General features: G+C 67.9%; 17 protein-coding genes. 16 read left to right on the forward strand and 1 reads right to left on the reverse strand.

The window, feature by feature from the left end; all coding sequences use genetic code 11:
• Positions 1–76: 76 nt before the first annotated feature.
• Positions 77–727 carry a uracil phosphoribosyltransferase gene (gene upp / locus C7411_RS25255; protein WP_110386765.1) on the reverse strand — a complete coding sequence of 217 codons (651 nt, stop codon included), beginning with the start codon at positions 725–727 and terminating at the stop codon, positions 77–79.
• 374 nt (positions 728–1,101) lie between these two features.
• On the opposite strand from upp, the gene C7411_RS25260 reads away from it, so the two are divergent.
• From C7411_RS25260 to C7411_RS25335, 16 genes are all read left to right on the forward strand, one after another.
• The gene (locus C7411_RS25260; protein WP_042272332.1) at positions 1,102–1,881 is read left to right on the forward strand and encodes an SDR family oxidoreductase; all 780 of its coding nucleotides are present in this window, start codon (positions 1,102–1,104) and stop codon (positions 1,879–1,881) included.
• A gap of 95 nt (positions 1,882–1,976) precedes the next feature.
• Positions 1,977–2,366 carry a methylglyoxal synthase gene (locus tag C7411_RS25265; protein WP_110386766.1) on the forward strand — a complete coding sequence of 130 codons (390 nt, stop codon included), beginning with the start codon at positions 1,977–1,979 and terminating at the stop codon, positions 2,364–2,366.
• A gap of 59 nt (positions 2,367–2,425) precedes the next feature.
• Entirely contained in the window at positions 2,426–3,400 is a 975-nt protein-coding gene (locus C7411_RS25270) for a quinone oxidoreductase family protein (RefSeq protein ID WP_110386767.1), read from the forward strand.
• Positions 3,401–3,677: 277 nt separating this feature from the next.
• Complete coding sequence (locus C7411_RS25275; RefSeq protein WP_110386768.1) at positions 3,678–3,800, forward strand: potassium ABC transporter ATPase; 123 nt, start codon at positions 3,678–3,680, stop codon at positions 3,798–3,800.
• Positions 3,797–3,889, forward strand: coding sequence for a K(+)-transporting ATPase subunit F (gene kdpF, locus C7411_RS25280; RefSeq protein WP_027819619.1), 93 nt, complete (start codon positions 3,797–3,799; stop codon positions 3,887–3,889). The genes C7411_RS25275 and kdpF overlap by 4 nt, the downstream gene beginning before the upstream one ends.
• Positions 3,886–5,691: a potassium-transporting ATPase subunit KdpA gene (gene kdpA, locus C7411_RS25285; RefSeq protein WP_110386769.1), complete on the forward strand. Its 1,806-nt coding sequence runs from the start codon at positions 3,886–3,888 to the stop codon at positions 5,689–5,691. The genes kdpF and kdpA overlap by 4 nt, the downstream gene beginning before the upstream one ends.
• A 32-nt stretch (positions 5,692–5,723) precedes the next feature.
• Entirely contained in the window at positions 5,724–7,808 is a 2,085-nt protein-coding gene (gene kdpB, locus C7411_RS25290; protein WP_110386820.1) for a potassium-transporting ATPase subunit KdpB, read from the forward strand.
• Between the two features lie 60 nt (positions 7,809–7,868).
• Positions 7,869–8,447, forward strand: coding sequence for a potassium-transporting ATPase subunit KdpC (kdpC, locus tag C7411_RS25295; protein ID WP_110386770.1), 579 nt, complete (start codon positions 7,869–7,871; stop codon positions 8,445–8,447).
• Between the two features lie 132 nt (positions 8,448–8,579).
• Positions 8,580–11,471 (forward strand): sensor histidine kinase, encoded by a 2,892-nt coding sequence (locus tag C7411_RS25300; RefSeq protein ID WP_110386771.1) that lies wholly within the window; start codon positions 8,580–8,582, stop codon positions 11,469–11,471.
• Complete coding sequence (kdpE, locus tag C7411_RS25305) at positions 11,464–12,162, forward strand: two-component system response regulator KdpE (protein WP_110386772.1); 699 nt, start codon at positions 11,464–11,466, stop codon at positions 12,160–12,162. The genes C7411_RS25300 and kdpE overlap by 8 nt, the downstream gene beginning before the upstream one ends.
• A 101-nt stretch (positions 12,163–12,263) precedes the next feature.
• A complete protein-coding gene (gene sugE / locus C7411_RS25310; RefSeq protein WP_110386773.1) occupies positions 12,264–12,584 on the forward strand; it encodes a quaternary ammonium compound efflux SMR transporter SugE in 321 nt (106 codons plus the stop codon).
• A gap of 209 nt (positions 12,585–12,793) precedes the next feature.
• Entirely contained in the window at positions 12,794–13,408 is a 615-nt protein-coding gene (locus C7411_RS25315; RefSeq protein ID WP_042272294.1) for a DUF4126 domain-containing protein, read from the forward strand.
• A 170-nt stretch (positions 13,409–13,578) separates the two neighbouring features.
• Positions 13,579–16,128 (forward strand): ABC transporter permease, encoded by a 2,550-nt coding sequence (locus tag C7411_RS25320; protein ID WP_110386821.1) that lies wholly within the window; start codon positions 13,579–13,581, stop codon positions 16,126–16,128.
• 111 nt (positions 16,129–16,239) lie between these two features.
• Positions 16,240–16,650, forward strand: a complete 411-nt coding sequence (locus C7411_RS25325) for a group II truncated hemoglobin (RefSeq protein WP_110386774.1) — start codon at positions 16,240–16,242, stop codon at positions 16,648–16,650.
• Positions 16,651–16,833: 183 nt separating this feature from the next.
• A complete protein-coding gene (locus tag C7411_RS25330) occupies positions 16,834–17,568 on the forward strand; it encodes an alanyl-tRNA editing protein (RefSeq protein WP_110386775.1) in 735 nt (244 codons plus the stop codon).
• Positions 17,568–18,155 carry a DUF924 family protein gene (locus tag C7411_RS25335; RefSeq protein WP_110386776.1) on the forward strand — a complete coding sequence of 196 codons (588 nt, stop codon included), beginning with the start codon at positions 17,568–17,570 and terminating at the stop codon, positions 18,153–18,155. The genes C7411_RS25330 and C7411_RS25335 overlap by 1 nt, the downstream gene beginning before the upstream one ends.
• Positions 18,156–18,166: the final 11 nt, after the last annotated feature.

Below are 18,166 nucleotides of genomic sequence, written 5' to 3' on the forward strand. Positions count from 1 at the left end.
GCGTCCGCGCGAGGTGGGGAAGGGGGCGAGGGCGGCCAGTCCTCCCGGCCGCCCATCAACGACTGTGGCGCAGCGGTTAGTTCTTCGTGCCGAAGAGCCGGTCGCCGGCGTCACCGAGGCCAGGGATGATGTAGGCGTGCTCGTTCAGATGCGAATCGAGCGACGCCACGTAGAGCTTCACGTCCGGGTGGGCGTTCTGGAACACGTCGACGCCCTCGGGCGCGGCCACCAGCGCGAGGAACAGGATGCGCTCGCCGGGCACGCCGCGGCGCTTGAGCACGTCGATGGCGTGCGCCGCCGAGTAGCCCGTCGCGACCATCGGATCGCAGAGGATGAAGGTGCGGTCCTCGAGGTCGGGCAGGCGCACGAGATACTCGACCGGGCGATGGTCGTCGGCGCGATAGACGCCGATATGGCCGACGCGCGCGGAGGGCACCAGTTCGAGCAGGCCGTCGGACATGCCCACGCCCGCGCGCAGCACGGGCACGATGGCGAGCTTCTTGCCCGCGATCACCGGCGCGTCGACTTCGACGAGCGGTGTCTGCACGCGGCGCGACGCGACCGGCAGGTCGCGCGTGATTTCATAGCCCATCAGCAGCGTGATCTCGCGCAGCAGCTCGCGGAACGTGCGCGTGGACGTGTCCTTGTCGCGCATATGCGTGAGCTTGTGCTGGATCAGCGGGTGATCGAGGATGAAGAGATTCGGGAAACGGCTGTCCTGTTTCATGACGGGGCGCACGAGGCTGCAAGGGAATCGGAGAATCGGTCGTGCCGTTGCCGCGCGAGCCCGAAGCTTATGCCCGGGGTGCGCGGCGGCGGCGAGCACGGCCCGCCGCGCGCGGCAAGCGCTCAGGGCTTGCAAGGGCGCCGGGCCGCGCTACAGGCGCAAGTATACGGTAAGCCTGCGCGCATGGGCGCGCGCATGGCGCGTTGCGACGCGTCTTCGCGGGCCGGTTGCCGGGCCGCGCGCCATCGGCCTTCCACGCGGCGCGCCCGATTCTTCTAGAATCCCAAAAAAGGTCGCAGGGCGGCGCGGCGCAGGGCTTGGCCGTGTCCGCCCTGTCACAGGACGGTCATCCACGCAAAAAGGACACGAAAACGATGGACATGGGCATCGCAGGACGCAACGCGCTGGTGTGCGCGGCCAGCAAGGGGCTCGGGCGCGGCTGCGCCGAGGCGCTCGCCGCCGAAGGCGTCAACGTGACGATCGTCGCGCGCACCGCGCAGACGCTGGAGGAAACCGCCGCGCAGATCCGCAGGAGCACGGGCGTGGACGTCAAGGCGGTGGCCTGCGACATCACGACCGAAGCGGGCCGCGCCGCCGCGCTCGCGGCGTGTCCGTCGCCCGACATTCTGGTGAACAACGCCGGCGGGCCGCCGCCGGGCGACTTCCGCAAGTACACCCACGAGGCGTGGATCGCGGCGCTCGAAGCGAACATGCTCACGCCGATCGCGCTGATCCAGGCCACCATCGACGCCATGATCGCGCGCGGCTTCGGGCGCATCGTCAACATCACGAGCTCCTCGGTGAAGGCGCCGATCGACGTGCTCGGCCTCTCGAACGGCGCGCGCTCGGGCCTCACGGGCTTCGTCGCGGGCGTGGCGCGCCAGGTCGCGGCCACGGGCGTCACGATCAACAACCTGCTGCCGGGCGCGTTCGACACCGACCGCATCCAGGCCACCATCGTCGCGCAGGCGAAGGCAAGCCAGATTTCGGAAGAGGAGGCGCGCTCGCGCCGCATGAAGACAATCCCGGCCGGACGTTTCGGCACGCCCGAGGAATTCGGCCGCGCCTGCGCGTTCCTTTGCAGCGTGCACGCGGGCTATATCACCGGGCAGAACTGGCTGATCGACGGCGGCGCTTATCCCGGTACTTATTGAGCCGGCGCCGGGCAGCCGCGGCGCCCGGCGCGCCGCATCACGAGACGCATCACGACTATTACGCACGCAAACCACACGTCAAGGAGACTTACGCCATGCCAACCCGCGTCGCACTGATTGCACACGACCACAAGAAGGACGACATCGTCAAGCTGGCGAGCGAATACGTCGATACGCTGCGTCACTGCGAGATTGTCGCGACCGGCACGACCGGTTCGCGCATCGAAGCCGCGACGGGCATTAACGTCGAGCGCATGCTTTCGGGCCCGCATGGCGGCGACCTGCAGATCGGTGCACGGCTTGCGGAAGGCAACGTCGATATCGTGATCTTCCTGCGCGACCCGATGACTCCGCAGCCGCACGAACCCGACATCAACGCGCTCGTGCGCGCATGCGACGTGCACGATGTGCCGTGCGCAACGAACATCTCGACGGCGCGCATGCTGCTCGACGTGCTCACGCTGCGCCAGAAAAACGCGGTCTGAAGCGCGCGCCGCGTAGCCCGATTTCAGGAAACCAGCCAGAACACCATCAAGGAGACGTGATGACCAAGGCAATCCGATACGACAAGACCGGCGGCCCCGACGTCATGAAGTGGGTGGATGTCGATGTGGGCGAGCCGGGCGAGGGCGAGGTGCGCTTGCGCCAGAGCGCATGCGGCCTCAACTACATCGACGTGTATTTCCGCAACGGGCTCTATCCGCAGCCGCTGCCCGCCGGGCTCGGCATGGAAGCGGCCGGCGAGGTGACGGCGGTGGGCAAAGGCGTGAGCGCGCTCAAGGCGGGCGACCGCGTGGCTTACGTCGCGCGTCCGCCGGGTGCCTATGCGCAGGAGCGCGTGCTGCGCGCCGACCAGGTGATCAAGCTGCCCGACGCGATCAGCGACGAAGCGGCGGCCTCGATCATGCTGCAAGGTCTCACCGCGCAATATCTCCTGCGCCGCACGTATCGTGTGAAGGCGGGCGACACCATCCTCATCCAGGCGGCGGCGGGCGGCGTGGGCCTGCTCGTGTGCCAGTGGGCGAAGGCGCTGGGCGCGACCGTGATCGGCACCGTGGGCTCGGACGAAAAAGCCGCGATCGCGAAGGCGCACGGCTGCGATCATCCGGTCGTCTACACGCGCGAGGACTTCACGGCGCGCGTGCGCGAGATCACGAACGGTGCGGGCGTGCCCGTGGTGTACGACTCGATCGGCAAGGATACCTACACGAAATCGCTCGACTGCCTCGCACCGCTCGGCATGTTCGTGAGCTTCGGCAATGCGTCGGGGCCGCTGCCGCCGATCGATTCGTCGGAGTTCGCGGGGCGCGGCTCGCTCTTCTTCACGCGCCCGACGCTCTTCACCTATATCGCGAAGCGCGCCGACTACGAGGCGAATGCCGCCGAACTGTTCGACGTGGTCGCCTCGGGCAAGGTCAAGACGTCGATCAACCAGCGCTATGCGCTCGAGGACGTCGGCCTGGCGCATGCCGATCTCGAAGCGCGCAAGACCACGGGTTCGACCATCCTGATCCCGTGACGTAACAACCGACGCGCTGCCGCGCCGCATGGGGCATGCCATTGGCGCCGTCGCATTGATTCGACCTTTACGTTTCCTGACTCCGTCATGGAGACCTTCATGGAGACCCCAAAGGCGCGCAACGCCAACGTTGCGCGCCTTTTTTCCTTTTGCCCCGTTCCGTGATCGCGCCCGCGTTTACGCGTTTTTTATACGAGCGCCAAAACCTTTGATCCGGATTTAATGCCGCAGCGGGTAACGTTCAGCCATCCGTCATCCGCGAATGGAGAACACGACAATGGATGTGCTGTATATCGGGGGGCTGGTGGTTTTCGCCGCGCTCACATACGCGTTGATCGCGGGCTGCGAGAAGCTCATGCAGTACCGCCGCGATCAAGGTGCGAACGGGGTGCGGCCATGACCTGGATCTTCTGGCTATCGGGGGCGGCAACGCTGTTGCTGTTCGTTTATCTCGTCCATGCGCTGCTGCGCGCGGAGGATATCGAGTGAACGCCAACAATCTGCTCCAGGCGGGGATTTTCCTCGTTGTCCTGCTCGCGCTCGCGGTGCCGCTCGCGGGCTACATGACGCGCGTGCTCGACGGGCGCTCGCGCGTCGTACGGCTCTTTGCGCCGCTCGAAAACCTCCTCTATCGCATCGCCGGCGTCGATCCGCAGTCCGAGATGAACTGGAAGCGCTATGCGCTCGCCACTATCTCGTTCAACGTGCTCGGCGTGGGCTTTCTCTATGTGCTGCTGCGCATTCAGGGCTGGCTGCCCGGCAATCCGCAGCAGTTCGGCCCGATGACGGTGGACGGCGCGTTCAACACGGCCGTGAGCTTCGTCACCAACACCAACTGGCAGGACTACGCGCCCGAGCAAACGGTGAGCTATCTCACGCAAATGCTCGGCCTCACCGTGCAGAACTTCCTGTCTGCGGCGACGGGCATCGTGGTCGTGATCGCGCTGATTCGCGGTTTTGCGCGCCACTCGGTGCAGACCATCGGCAACTTCTGGGTCGACCTCACGCGCACGACGCTCTACATTCTCGTGCCGATGGCGGCGATCGTCGCCGCGCTCCTGATGAGCCAGGGCATGATTCAGAACTTCAAGGCGTATCAGGACGTGCCGGTGCTGCAGACGACGACCTACGCCGCGCCGAAGCTCGACGCCCAGGGCAACCCCGTGAAGGACGCGAAGGGCAATCCCGAGACGGTCGACACCAAGGTCACGTCGCAGACGCTCGCCATGGGCCCGGTCGCCTCCCAGGTCGCGATCAAGATGCTCGGCACCAACGGCGGCGGTTTCTTCAACGCGAACTCGGCGCATCCGTTCGAGAACCCCACGCCGGTTTCGAACGTCATCGAAATGTTGGCGATCCTGATCATTCCGGCGTCGCTGTGTCTCGTGTTCGGCAACGTGGTGGGCGACCGCAGGCAGGGTGTCGCGGTGCTCGCGGTGATGACGGTGGCGTTCGCCGTGGCCGTGGGCGGCGTGTTGTCCGCCGAGCAGTCGGGCAATCCGATGTTCGCGACGCTCAACGTCGACCAGCACGCGAGCGCGCTGCAAGCCGGCGGCAACATGGAAGGCAAGGAAACGCGCTTTGGCATCGCGCAAACGGGCATTTTCGTCGTCGCCACCACGGCGGCCTCGTGCGGCGCCGTGAACGCGGCGCACGACTCGCTCACGCCGCTCGGCGGTCTCGTTCCGATGCTCTTCATCCAGCTCGGCGAGGTGATCTTCGGCGGTGTCGGTTCGGGTCTCTACGGCATGCTCGTGTTCGCGCTGCTCGCGGTGTTCGTGGCGGGGCTCATGATCGGCCGCACGCCGGAATACGTCGGCAAGAAGATCGAGTCGTTCGAGATGAAGATGGTGTCGATCGTCGTGCTGCTCACGCCGCTGCTCGTGCTGCTCGGCACCTCGATCGCCGTGCTCGCCGACGCGGGCAAGGCGGGCATATCGAATCCGGGCGCGCACGGCTTTTCCGAGATCCTGTACGCGTTCAGCTCGGCCGCCAACAACAACGGCAGCGCGTTCGCAGGCCTTAGCGTGAACACGCCGTTCTACAACTGGCTGCTCGCCATTGCCATGTGGTTCGGCCGCTTCGGCACCATCGTGCCGGTGCTCGCCATCGCGGGTTCGCTTGCCGGCAAGAAGCGCATTGCCGTGACGGGCGGCACGCTGCCCACGCACGGACCGCTCTTCGTCGTGCTGTTGCTCGGCACGGTGCTGCTGGTTGGCGCGCTTACCTACGTGCCCGCGCTCGCGCTTGGTCCCGGCGTGGAGCATCTGATCATGATGGGCGTGCATTGAACGGGGGCCTTCGCAACATGAGCGAAACGAAAATGAATCAGCATAGTGCAACCCGGTCCATGTTCGATCCGGCGCTGGTGCGTCCGGCTATCGTGGACTCGTTCCGAAAACTCAAACCGCGCACGCAGTTGCGCAATCCCGTAATGTTCTGCGTCTACGTGGGCAGCGTGCTCACGACGATCCTCTGGATCGCGGCGCTCGTCGGTCAGGCCGAAGCGCCCGCGGGTTTCATCCTCGCGGTCGCGCTCTGGCTGTGGTTCACCGTGCTGTTCGCGAACTTCGCGGAAGCGCTCGCAGAAGGGCGCTCGAAGGCGCAGGCGGCGTCGCTTCGGCAGGCCAGGAAAGACGTCATGGCCAAGAAGCTCAACGAGCCGCATCCGAAGGCGCCGATCCGCATCATGACGGCGTCCGACCTGCGCCGCGGCGACGTGGTGCTCGTCGAGACCGGCGACACGATTCCGGCGGACGGCGAAGTGATCGAAGGCGTGGCGTCGGTGGACGAATCGGCCATCACGGGCGAATCCGCCCCGGTGATCCGCGAGTCGGGCGGCGACTTTTCCTCGGTGACGGGCGGCACGCGCGTGCTCTCCGACTGGATCGTCGTGCGCGTCACGGCGAACCCGGGCGAAGCGTTCCTCGACCGCATGATCGCGATGGTCGAAGGCGCGAAGCGCCAGAAGACGCCGAACGAGATCGCGCTCACGATCCTGCTGGTCGCGCTGAGCATCGTGCTGCTGATGGCCACCGCGACGCTGCTGCCGTTCTCGATGTTCTCGGTCGAAGCCGCGAAGATGGGGCACGTAGTAACGATCACGGCGCTCGTCGCTCTCCTCGTCTGCCTGATTCCGACCACCATCGGCGGTCTGCTTTCGGCGATCGGCGTGGCCGGCATGAGCCGCATGATGCAGGCCAACGTGATCGCGACGTCGGGCCGCGCGGTGGAAGCCGCCGGCGACGTGGACGTACTGCTGCTCGACAAGACCGGCACGATCACGCTCGGCAATCGTCAGGCGTCGATGTTCCTGCCGGCGCCCGGCGTGACCGAAGAAGCGCTCGCGGACGCCGCGCAACTCTCGTCGCTCGCCGACGAAACGCCGGAAGGCCGCAGCATCGTCGTGCTCGCGAAGCAGCGTTTCAACATTCGCCAGCGCGACATGAACTCGCTGCACGCCGTGTTCCTCGCATTCAGCGCCCAGACGCGCATGAGCGGCGTGGACATGCCCGGCCGCGAGATCCGCAAGGGCGCCGCCGACGCGGTCAAGCATTACGTCGAAGCCCATGGCGGCCGTTTCCCCGGCGAAGTCGAAAACGCCGTGGACGACGTGGCCCGCCGTGGCAGCACGCCGCTCGTGGTGGCCGAAACGCATGACGGCGTCGCGCGCGTGCTCGGCGTGATCGAGTTGAAGGACGTCGTGAAGGGCGGCATCAAGGAGCGTTTCGCCGAACTGCGCAAGATGGGCATCAAGACCGTGATGGTGACGGGCGACAACCGCCTGACCGCCGCGGCGATCGCCGCCGAAGCCGGCGTGGACGACTTCCTCGCGCAGGCCACGCCTGAAACCAAGCTCGCGACGATCCGCGAGCACCAGGCGCAAGGCAAGCTCGTGGCGATGACGGGCGACGGGACCAACGACGCCCCGGCGCTCGCGCAGGCCGACGTGGCCGTGGCGATGAACACGGGCACTCAGGCCGCGAAGGAAGCGGGCAACATGGTCGACCTCGACTCGAACCCGACCAAGCTCATCGAGATCGTCGAGATCGGCAAGCAGATGCTCATGACGCGCGGCTCGCTCACGACGTTCTCGATCGCCAACGACGTCGCGAAATACTTCGCGATCATCCCGGCGGCGTTCGCAACGACCTATCCGCAACTGCGCGTGCTCGACGTCATGCATCTGACCTCGCCTTCGTCGGCGATTCTTTCGGCGGTGATCTTCAACGCGCTCATCATCGTGATGCTGATTCCGCTCGCGCTCAAGGGCGTGAAGTACCGGCCGCTCGGCGCCGCGACGCTGCTGCGCCGCAATCTGCTGATCTACGGCCTCGGCGGCATTCTCCTGCCGTTCCCGTGCATCAAGCTGATCGACATGGTGCTCGCCGCGTTCGGCTGGGTCTGAGCCGCGCGAATAGACACGCAGATACACGCAGACACCCGGATAGATACATAGGAAGCCAAAATGAAATCGCAGTTTCGTCCACTTGTCGTGATCTTCGCCGTGCTGACGGTCGTCACCGGCCTCGTGTATCCGGCCGTGATGACCGCGTTCGGCCAGGCCGCGTTCCACCGCCAGGCCAACGGCAGCCTCGTCTTGGCCGACGGCAAGGTGGTGGGCAGCGCGCTCATCGGCCAGCAGTTCGACGCGCCCCAGTACTTCTGGGGGCGTTTGTCGGCCACCTCGCCGATGCCGTACAACGCGACGGGCTCGGGCGCCTCGAACCTCGGGCCGACCAACCCGGCGCTCGCCGACGAGATCAAAGGCCGCATCGCCGCCCTCAAGGCCGCGGGCACCGATGTCTCGCAGCCGATCCCCGTCGACCTCGTGACGTCTTCGGGCAGCGGGCTCGACCCCGAGATCTCGCCGGCCGCGGCCGCGTACCAGGTGGCGCGCGTGGCGCAAGCGCGCCACCTGAGCGCGAACGACGTGCAGGCGCTCGTGGACCGCTACACGAAGGGCCGTCAGCTCGGCCTCTTTGGCGAGCCGCGCGTGAACGTGCTCGAGCTGAACCTCGCGCTCGACGGCAAAGCGGTTAGCTGAGCGGGAACGCCGTGCCGCGCCGCACGCTCGACGCCTCGTGCGTCGAGCGTGCGGTTTGCCATTTCCGTGCCACGGTGAGACGATCATTCGTGCACAAGACGCAACCCACGTGACACTTATCCCGACTTCCGCATGAATCGCCCCGATCCCGACGAGCTGCTCGACCGGCTGCAGCGCGACGAAGAAAAGCGCCGCCGCGGCAAGCTGAAGATTTTCTTCGGCGCGTCAGCCGGCGTCGGCAAGACCTATGCAATGCTGCAGGCCGCGCGCCGCCGCGCCGAGGAAGGCGTGGACGTGGTAGTGGGCATCGTCGAGACGCATGGGCGCAGCGAGACCGCCGCGCTCACCGCCGGCCTCGAAGTGATGCCGCGCCAGCGCATTGCCTACCGTGGGCGGCTGCTCGAAGAGTTCGATCTCGACGCCGCGCTCGAACGCAAGCCGCAACTCGTGCTCGTCGACGAGCTGGCGCATTCGAACGTGGCCGGCGCGCGTCACATGAAGCGCTGGCAGGACGTGTACGAACTGCTCGATGCGGGCATCGACGTCTACACGACCGTCAATGTGCAGCACCTCGAAAGTCTCAACGACGTGGTGGGGCAGATCACGGGCATTCGCGTCTGGGAGACCGTGCCCGACCGCGTGTTCGACCGCGCCGACGAAGTCACGCTCGTCGACCTGCCCGCCGAAGAACTGCTCGACCGCATGCGCGACGGCAAGGTCTACATGCCGGCGCAGGCCGAGCGCGCGGTGCGCAACTTCTTTCGCAAGGGCAACCTGATCGCGCTGCGCGAGCTTGCGCTGCGCCGCACCGCCGACCGCGTGGACGCGCAGATGCGCGAGTATCGCGCCGACCGCTCGATCCAGCATATGTGGCAGGCGCGCGAGCGCCTCGTCGTCTGCGTGGGGCCGGGGCCCGAGGCGAACGCGCTGGTGCGCGCCGCCGCGCGGCTCGCCGCGAGCCTGAAGGCCGACTGGATCGCCGTGTACGTGGAGACGCCGAAGCTCCAGCGTCTGCCCGATGCCGTCCGCGAGCGCACGCTCGGCGCGCTCAAACTCGCCTCCGAACTCGGCGCCGAAACGGCGACGCTCGCAGGCGAAGACGCCGCGGCCACGCTGGCCGGCTATGCGCGGCTGCGCAATGTGTCGAAGCTCGTGGCGGGCGGGTCGCTGCGCACGGGCTTTTCACGCTGGGTGAAGCGCCCGTTCGGCGAGCGCCTCGCCGAAAAGGCCGGCGACGTCGATCTCACGCTCGTGCGCGCCAGTGCGGGCGAAGCCGTGCGTGGGGGCAGCGAGCCCGGGGGCGCGGCCAGTGCCGCCACGCGTGCCGCCAATGCGTGGCGCGATGCGCTGGCGGCGGGCGGCGCCGAGCGCTCGCCGCCGCGCGCCTATGCGGCCGCGCTCGTGATCTGCGCGTGCGTGACGCTCATCGCGAACCAGTTGATCGACCGCATCGATCTCGCGAATCTCGTCATGCTGTATCTGCTCGGCGTGATCTTCGCGGCGACGAAGCTCGGGCGCGGGCCGGGCGTGATGCTCTCGTTTGCAAGCGTCGCGGCGTACGACTTTTTCTTCGTGCCGCCGCGCATGTCGTTCTCGGTCTCCGATACGCAATATCTGCTGACCTTCGTCGGCATGCTGCTCACTTCGCTCGTCATCAGCCATCTCACGTCGAGCCTGCGCCGCGAGGCGAGCGTCGCGCAGCGGCGCGAACAGCGCACCGGCGCGATGTACGCGATGGCGCGCGAGCTGGCCGCGGCGCTCACCACGGAGCAGATCGTGGCGATCGGCAGCCGCCACGTGAGCGAGGTGTTCGGCGCGCGCGTGGCGCTGCTCCTGCCCGATAGCGCCGACAAGGTGCAGCAGAAGATCGAGGAACCCGATCCCAGGATCATGCTCGACGCCGCCAGCCTCGACATCGACGTGGGGCAGTGGGTGTACGACCAGCAAAAGCCCGCGGGCAACGGCACCGACACGCTGCCGGCGGCCGTGGCGCGCTACTTGCCGCTCAAGGCGCCGATGCGCACGCGCGGCGTGCTCGCCGTCGTGACGCGCGACGCGCGCGAGCTGCAGGTGCCCGAACAGCAGCGCATGCTCGACGCGTTCGCCGCGCAGATCGCGCTTGCGCTCGAGCGCGTGCACTACGTGGACATCGCGCGCGACGCGCTCGTCAACATGGAGTCGGAGCGGCTGCGCAACTCGCTGCTCTCGGCCATCTCGCACGACCTGCGCACGCCGCTCACGGCGATCGTCGGCTTCTCGTCGATGCTCGCGCAAACCCATGAGCCCGGGGATGCGCGGGACGCGCGCTCGGGCGAGCTGATCGAGGCAATTCACGACGAGGCGCTGCGCATGACGGGCATCGTGACGAACCTGCTCGACATGGCGCGTCTGCAGGCGGGCAGCCTCAGGCTCAATCGTCAGTGGACGCTGCTCGAGGAAACCGTGGGCGCAGCGCTCGCCGCTTGCCGCCGCGTGCTCGCGCGGCATCCGGTTCAGGTGAAGCTGGAAGAAGGCCTGCCGCTTTTGCAGCTCGACGCCGTGCTGATGGAGCGGCTCTTCTCGAACCTGCTGGAGAACGCGGCCAAGTACACGCCCGCCGACACGCCGCTCACCATCGCGGCGCGCCGCGTGGAGGAGGGCGGCCAGCCGTTCGTGCGCGTCTCGATCGAGGACAACGGGCCGGGCCTGCCGCCTGGCATGGGCGAGCGCGTGTTCGAGAAGTTCACGCGCGGCGAGAAGGAGTCGGCCAAGCCCGGCATCGGGCTCGGACTCGCCATCTGCCGGGCGATCGTCGAAGCCCACGGGGGTACAATCGGCGCGGCCAATCGCATTGCCGCCGACGGCCGCGTGGAAGGCGCGACGTTCTGGTTCGCACTGCCCGTAGAGTTGCCGCCGCCGCTGCCTGCCGATGTGACCGATGTGACCGATGTGACCGATGCGCCAGAGGCACCCGAAGCGCTCGAGCCGATCGAAATGCCCGCCGCTCCCCAGAAAACCGTCGATCCCAAACCCGCCAATGAGTGACCCAAGCATCGCCGTCGTTCTGATCGAAGACGAAAAACAGATTCGCCGATTCGTACGCGCCACGCTGGAGGGCGAGGGCATCGTCGTGCACGACGCCGAGACCGGCAAGCAGGGCCTCGTCGAGGCCGCCACGCGCAAACCCGACCTCGTGATCGTCGATCTGGGCCTGCCCGACACCGACGGCATCGACGTGATCCGCGAACTGCGCGGCTGGAGCGACCTGCCCGTGATCGTGCTTTCGGCGCGCACCCAGGAAAGCGAGAAGGTGGCCGCGCTCGACGCCGGCGCCGACGACTACCTCACGAAGCCGTTCGGCGTGTCCGAGCTGCTCGCGCGCATTCGCGCGCAACTGCGGCGGCGCAACCGCGGCGGGGCGAACGAGGCGCCGCAGGTGAGCTTCGGCGCCGTGAATGTCGATCTGGGGCTGCGCCAGGTCACGCGCGAAGGCGCGCCCGTGCATCTCACGCCGATCGAGTACCGCCTGCTCGCCACGCTCGTGCGCGACGCGGGGCGTGTGCTCACGCACCGGCAACTGCTGCGCGAAGTCTGGGGGCCTTCGCACGTGGAGAGCAGCCATTACCTGCGCATCTACATGGCGCATCTACGGCAGAAATTGGAGCGCGATCCCGCACAGCCGGAACACATCATCACGGAAACGGGCGTGGGGTATCGGCTGGTCGGCGTGCAGTAAGCGTCAACTGCGCCGGTGCTATCATTACGATTCTGTAAGGACGGCCTTACGGTTTTTTATGTCAGCGGGGACGGCCCCATTTCCCGAATGGAGCGTTCCCCATGTCCTGGTTTCTTCTTCTCGTCGCCGGCCTGCTCGAAGTGGCGTGGGCCGCCGGTCTCAAGTCTTCCGCAGGATTCACGCGGCTCTGGCCCTCGGTGTTCACCGTGGTCACGGCGCTCGGCAGCTTTGCGCTGCTCGCCGTGGCCATGCGTCAACTCCCGCTAGGTACCGCCTATGCAGTGTGGACGGGCATTGGCGCGGTCGGCGCGTTCGTGTTCGGCATCGTCGTGATGGGCGAGGCCGTGAGCGTGGCGCGTGTGGCGAGCGCCGCGCTGATCGTGCTCGGCCTCGTCGGCCTCAAGCTTTCTTCGTCCGCCTGATCAAATTCGCTGCGCATACCTCGGTGCGGATCCCATGCCGCGGCTGCGCAACACCGCTGCGGCACCGCAGCGAGCGTGGCTATAATGGAACGGTCATAACCCGATAACACTCCGCGCCGCATGAGCGGCGAGCGTGTGCGCGCAGCGCCGCTCCCCCGCATCCCGCGTGGAGCGCCGGCGCCCCGGCCGCGCCGCGCGAGGAGGCAGCCATGCTGGAACCACTTTCGCTAGCAGCGGGCCTGTCCTGGGGCAGCGGCCTGCGCCTCTATCTCACGGTGCTGATGGCCGGCGTGCTGCAACGTCTTGGCCTGATTCATCTGCCCGACACGCTTGCCGTGCTCGCTTCGCCATGGGTGATCGGCATTGCCGCCGCGCTCACGGTGCTCGAATTCCTTGCCGACAAGATCCCCGCGTTCGACTCGCTCTGGGACGCGGTGCATACCTTCATCCGCATCCCGGCCGGGGCCGTGCTGGCGGCCGGCGCGCTCGGCCATGCCGATCCGGCGCTGCTGACCGTCGCAGCGCTGGCGGGCGGCACGCTCGCGGGCACGGCGCATCTCGCCAAGGCGGGTACGCGCGCGCTCATCAACCTGTCGCCTGAACCGGTGTCGAATGTCGTCACCTCGAGCGCCGAGGACGGCATGACCTTCGTCGGCGTGTTGCTCGCGTTCTTCGTGCCTTTGCTCTTCCTCGTCATGCTCGTGGCGTTCCTCGTGCTCGCGGCCTGGGCGCTGCCGCGCCTGTGGCGCGGCGTGCAGGGCGGTTTTCGCGGCATGGCGACGCACATGGTTTCGCGACTTTCGTTGCGAGGTCGTCACGATTGAGCGGCGGCGCCCCTTCTTCCTCCAACGCGAGGCCTCCACGCAGCGAAGGCGGCCCGGGCTTCGCGCAGACTGAGCCGACGGGAGCAGGCGGCGGCCAGGGCGGTCCGGGCAGGCCCGTGGCCGTGCGCACCACACCCGGCTGGTCCGATCTCGTGCATCTTGCCGCGCGCATGACGGCGCGCGACTGGCGCGCGGGCGAACTCACCATGCTGCTATTCGCGCTCGTGCTGGCCGTGGCGGCGCTCGCAAGCGTCGGTTTTCTCGCCGACCGGCTGCAACGCGGCCTCGAGCGCGACGCCCGGCGCATGATCGCCGCCGATTTCATCGTGCGCGCCGATCACCCCGTCGATCCGATGTTCGCGCGCGAGGCGCAGTCGCTCTCGCTGCGCACGGCGACCACGGCGATCTTCCCGAGCATGGTGAGTTCGGCGCCGCCGCCAGCTGCGGCAGCGGCGGGCGCTTCCGCCGCGCCGGGCGTCACGGCCACTCGGCTTGCCGCCGTGAAGGCCGTCTCGGCGGACTATCCGTTGCGCGGCGCGCTGCGCATCGCCGCAGCGCCGGGCGCGCCCGATCACGCGGCGCAAGGCATTCCGCCGCCCGGCACCGTCTGGGTGGACGACGAACTGCTCGACGCGCTCAAGCTCCATGTCGGCGACACCGTGAAGGTCGGCACGCGCACCTTCACCGTGAACGCGCTCATCACGAAAGAACTCGACCGCGGCTTCTCGTTCGTGAACTTCTCGCCGCGCCTCATGATGCGCGCCGACGAAGTCGCGTCGACCGGACTGCTCGGCTATGGCAGCCGCGTGACTTACCGCCTGCTCGTGGCGGGCGCCGATCCGGCCGTCGCGCAGTTCGCCGCGTGGGCGCGTGCGCGCGTGGATGGCGGCAAGATGCGCGGCGTCGCGCTCGAATCGCTCCAGGACGGCCAGCCTCAGGTGCGCCAGACGCTCGACCGCGCGCGCCACTTCCTCACGCTCGTTTCGCTGCTCACGGCGCTGCTCGCGGCGGTAGCGATCGCCATGGCCGCGCATCGCTATACGCGCCGCCATCTCGACGCCTGCGCCGCGATGCGCTGCCTCGGCGCGAGCCAACGCACGTTGCGCACGCTGTTCGTGCTGGAGTTCGCGGGGCTCGGACTCGTGGGCGGCGCAGCGGGTGTGGCGCTCGGCTACGCGGGCCATCTCGCGCTGCTGGCGTGGCTCGGCAATCTCATCGACGTCGTGCTGCCGCAGCCCGGCCCGTTGCCCGTGCTCGAAGGCATCGCCGCGGGCCTCGTGCTGCTGCTTGGCTTCGCGCTGCCGCCGCTCCTGCCGCTCACGCGCGTGCCGCCGGTGCGCGTGCTGCGCCGCGAGTGGGGCGGCGAAGGGCGCGTCGCGTGGGCGGCCTATGGCGTCGGCATTGCGCTCTTCGCGGGGCTGCTCGTGATCGCGGCGGGGGAGTGGAAGCTGGGCGGCATCGTCGCCGGCGGTTTCGCGATCGGGCTGCTCGTGTTCGCCGGCGTGGCGCGCGCGGCGCTCTGGTGCGCGGCGCGCCTGGCACGTAGCGGACGCCTCGCCGGCCAGGCACGCGCGGGCGTGGGCTGGCGCTATGCGCTGGCGTCGCTCGAACGGCGGCCGGGCGCAAGCGCGCTGCAGATCACCGCGCTCGCCATCGGCCTCATGTGTCTCTTGCTGATCGCGATGACGCGCAACGACCTCGTCGAAGGCTGGCGCAAGTCCACGCCGCCCGATGCGCCCAACGAGTTCCTGATCGACATTCAGCCCGATCAGCGCGACGCCGTGGCCGCGTGGCTGCGCTCGCATGGCATTGCCGGGGCGGCCGATAGCGATCTCCAGCCGATGGTGCGCGCTCGCCTGATCTCGATCAACGGCAAGCCCGTGAATCCTGACTCGTACAAGAGCGAGGACGCGCGCCGGCTCGTGGATCGCGAGTTCAATCTCTCGTACACGACGAAGCTGCCCGACGACAATCGCATCGAGGCGGGCACCTGGTATGGCGATTCGGCCACGCCGCAGCTTTCGATCGAGCAGGGCCTGGCGAAGCTCATCAACGTGAAGCCCGGCGACGTGCTCAAGTTCGACGTGACGGGCCTGGAAGTCACGGCGCCCGTGACGAGCGTGCGCAAGCTCGACTGGGGCTCGTTCAAGGTCAACTTCTTCGTGCTGATGTCGCCCGCGCTGCTGCGCGACTTTCCGGCGACCTACATCACGAGCTTTCACCTGCCGCCGGGGCAGCGCGAAGTCGTGGACGGTCTGGTGGCCCGCTATCCCAACGTCACCGCGATCGACATCGCGCCGATTCTCGCGCAGATCGAGCGCGTGCTGGAGCAGGTGATCGGCGCGGTGCAGTTCCTCTTTCTCTTCACGCTCGCCGCCGGCGTGCTGGTGCTCTACGCGGCGCTCGCGGGCACGCGCGACGAGCGCATGCGCGAGTCGGCGCTGCTGCGCGCGCTGGGGGCATCGCACCAGCAGGTGCGCGCGGTGCAGGTGGCCGAATTCATTTCCGTGGGCGCGCTCGCGGGGCTCATGGCGGCAATCGGCGCGCAGGCGGTGGGCTCGGTGCTCGCCACGCACGTATTTCTCTTCTATCTCCCGTTCGATCCGTGGCTCGTGCCGGCCGGCATCGCCGCAGGCGTATTGTGCGCGGGCGTGGGCGGGTGGATCAGCTTGCGGCATGTGCTCGCACGGCCGGCGCTGCAGTCGCTGCGCGATGCGTAGTGCAGCGACCCTGCAGCCACCCGCGGCCACCACCCGCCACCCGCCGCTGTGCGAGAATCATTGGTCTTAAGGCAGCGCGCTGCCGTCCCTCTTTTTTCCTGATTCAACCGTATGACCGATCCAGCCGACGAAGCGCCGCAGAAACCCACGGCCTTCGAACTCGTCGGCGGCGAGGCGCGCGTGCGCGAACTCGTCGACCGTTTCTATGACCTGATGGACCTCGAGGCCGATTTCGCGGGCATCCGCGCCATGCATCCGCAAACGCTCGACGGCTCGCGCGACAAGCTGTTCTGGTTCCTCTGCGGCTGGCTCGGCGGCCCGGACCACTATATCGAACGCTTTGGCCATCCGCGCCTGCGCGCGCGTCATTTGCCGTTCGCGATCGCCTCGCCGGAGCGCGATCAGTGGCTGCGCTGCATGGCCTGGGCGATGGAAGACGTCGGCCTCGCGCAGCCGCTGCGCGAACGCCTGCTGCATTCATTCTTCGATACCGCCGACTGGATGCGCAATCATCCGGGTTGATCGACTGGGCACGATTGTCCCGGTCCTTGGGCCGGTACAGTCAGGCGTTCACGCGTCGCGGCCGTCCGGCGGGGTGGTTCGCCCCGCAGCCATAATGGCCCTTTGGCTGGTTGGCTGGTTGGCTGGCTGGCTGGCGGCCGGCTATGCGCGGCCCGCCGTACGCAAAACAAGGAGACACCCACGATGACGACCACCCGCGCGCTCTTTCGCGAAGACGCCTATCTCACGCAGTGCGAAGCGACCGTGCTTGCCGTTGGCGAGGACGGGGTGCGGCTCGACCAGACCGTGTTCTATCCGCTCGGCGGCGGCCAGGCTGGCGACGCCGGCGCGCTGGTGCTCGCCGACGGCACGCGCATCGAGATTGCCGATACGCGCAAGGCGAAGTTCGAAGGCGCGACGCCCGACGACGCGCTCCACGTTCCCGCGCCCGGCCAGCAAGCACAGCTCGCGCGTCTCGCCGCGGGCGAGCGCGTGCGCGCCGAGATCGACTGGACGCGCCGCCACCGCCACATGCGTCTGCACACGGCGAGCCATTTGATGTGCGCGGTGCTGCCCTATCCCGTGGACGGCTGCAGCATCACGACCGACTATGCGCGCCTCGATTTCGCGACCGTCGAGCCGATCGAGCGCGAGATGGTGGAGGCACGGCTCGCCGAACTCGTTTCGGGCGCGCACGCGGTGGCGACCGAATGGATCACCGACGAGGAGATGGCGCAGCGCCCCGAACTCGTGCGCACGATGAGCGTGAAGCCCCCGATGGGTCTCGGCCGTGTGCGCCTCTTGCGTATCGATAACGTCGATTTGCAGCCCTGCGGCGGCACGCACGTGCGTAACACGCAGGAGATCGGCGCGCTGCGCGTGGCGAAGCTCGAGAAGAAGAGTGCGCGCACGCGGCGTCTCGTGCTGGAACTGGCGTAATGCATCTCGAAGCGCGTGCGCGCGAGGTGCTCGACTTCTGGTTCGGCACGCCGGATTCGGAGGCATTCGGCCGCGAGCGCAAGATGTGGTTCCGCAAGAACGCCGCATTCGACGCGAAGCTGCGCGAACGCTTCGGCGCGCTGCTCGGTGCCGCGTGTGCGGGCGAACTCGACGCATGGTGCGAGACGCCCGAGGGCGCGCTTGCGCTCGTGATCGTGCTCGACCAGTTCTCGCGCAACTGCCGTCGCGGCACGCCGCACGCATTCTCCGCCGACGACAAGGCGCTCGGCATCGCGCGCGCGATGGTGGCGAGCGGCGCGGATCTGCGCTTGCCCACGCTGCAGCACCGCGCCTTCGCGTATCTGCCGTTCGAGCACGCCGAAAGCGCCGAAGCGCAGCGCGAATCGCTGCGGCTCTTCGGCGAACTGGCGAAGGATCCTGAGGGGAAGGGCTACTACGATTACGCGGTGCGCCACGCGAAGGTCATCGAGCGCTTCGGGCGCTTTCCGCATCGCAATGCGCAACTGGGCCGAGCGTCCACCGACGCAGAGGCCGCGTTCCTGCGCGAACGCGGTTCGTCGTTCTAGCGTCGTTCCAG

Origin of the sequence: Paraburkholderia silvatlantica, from assembly GCF_003096715.1 — a bacterium.
Taxonomy (GTDB): Bacteria; Pseudomonadota; Gammaproteobacteria; order Burkholderiales; family Burkholderiaceae; genus Paraburkholderia; species Paraburkholderia silvatlantica.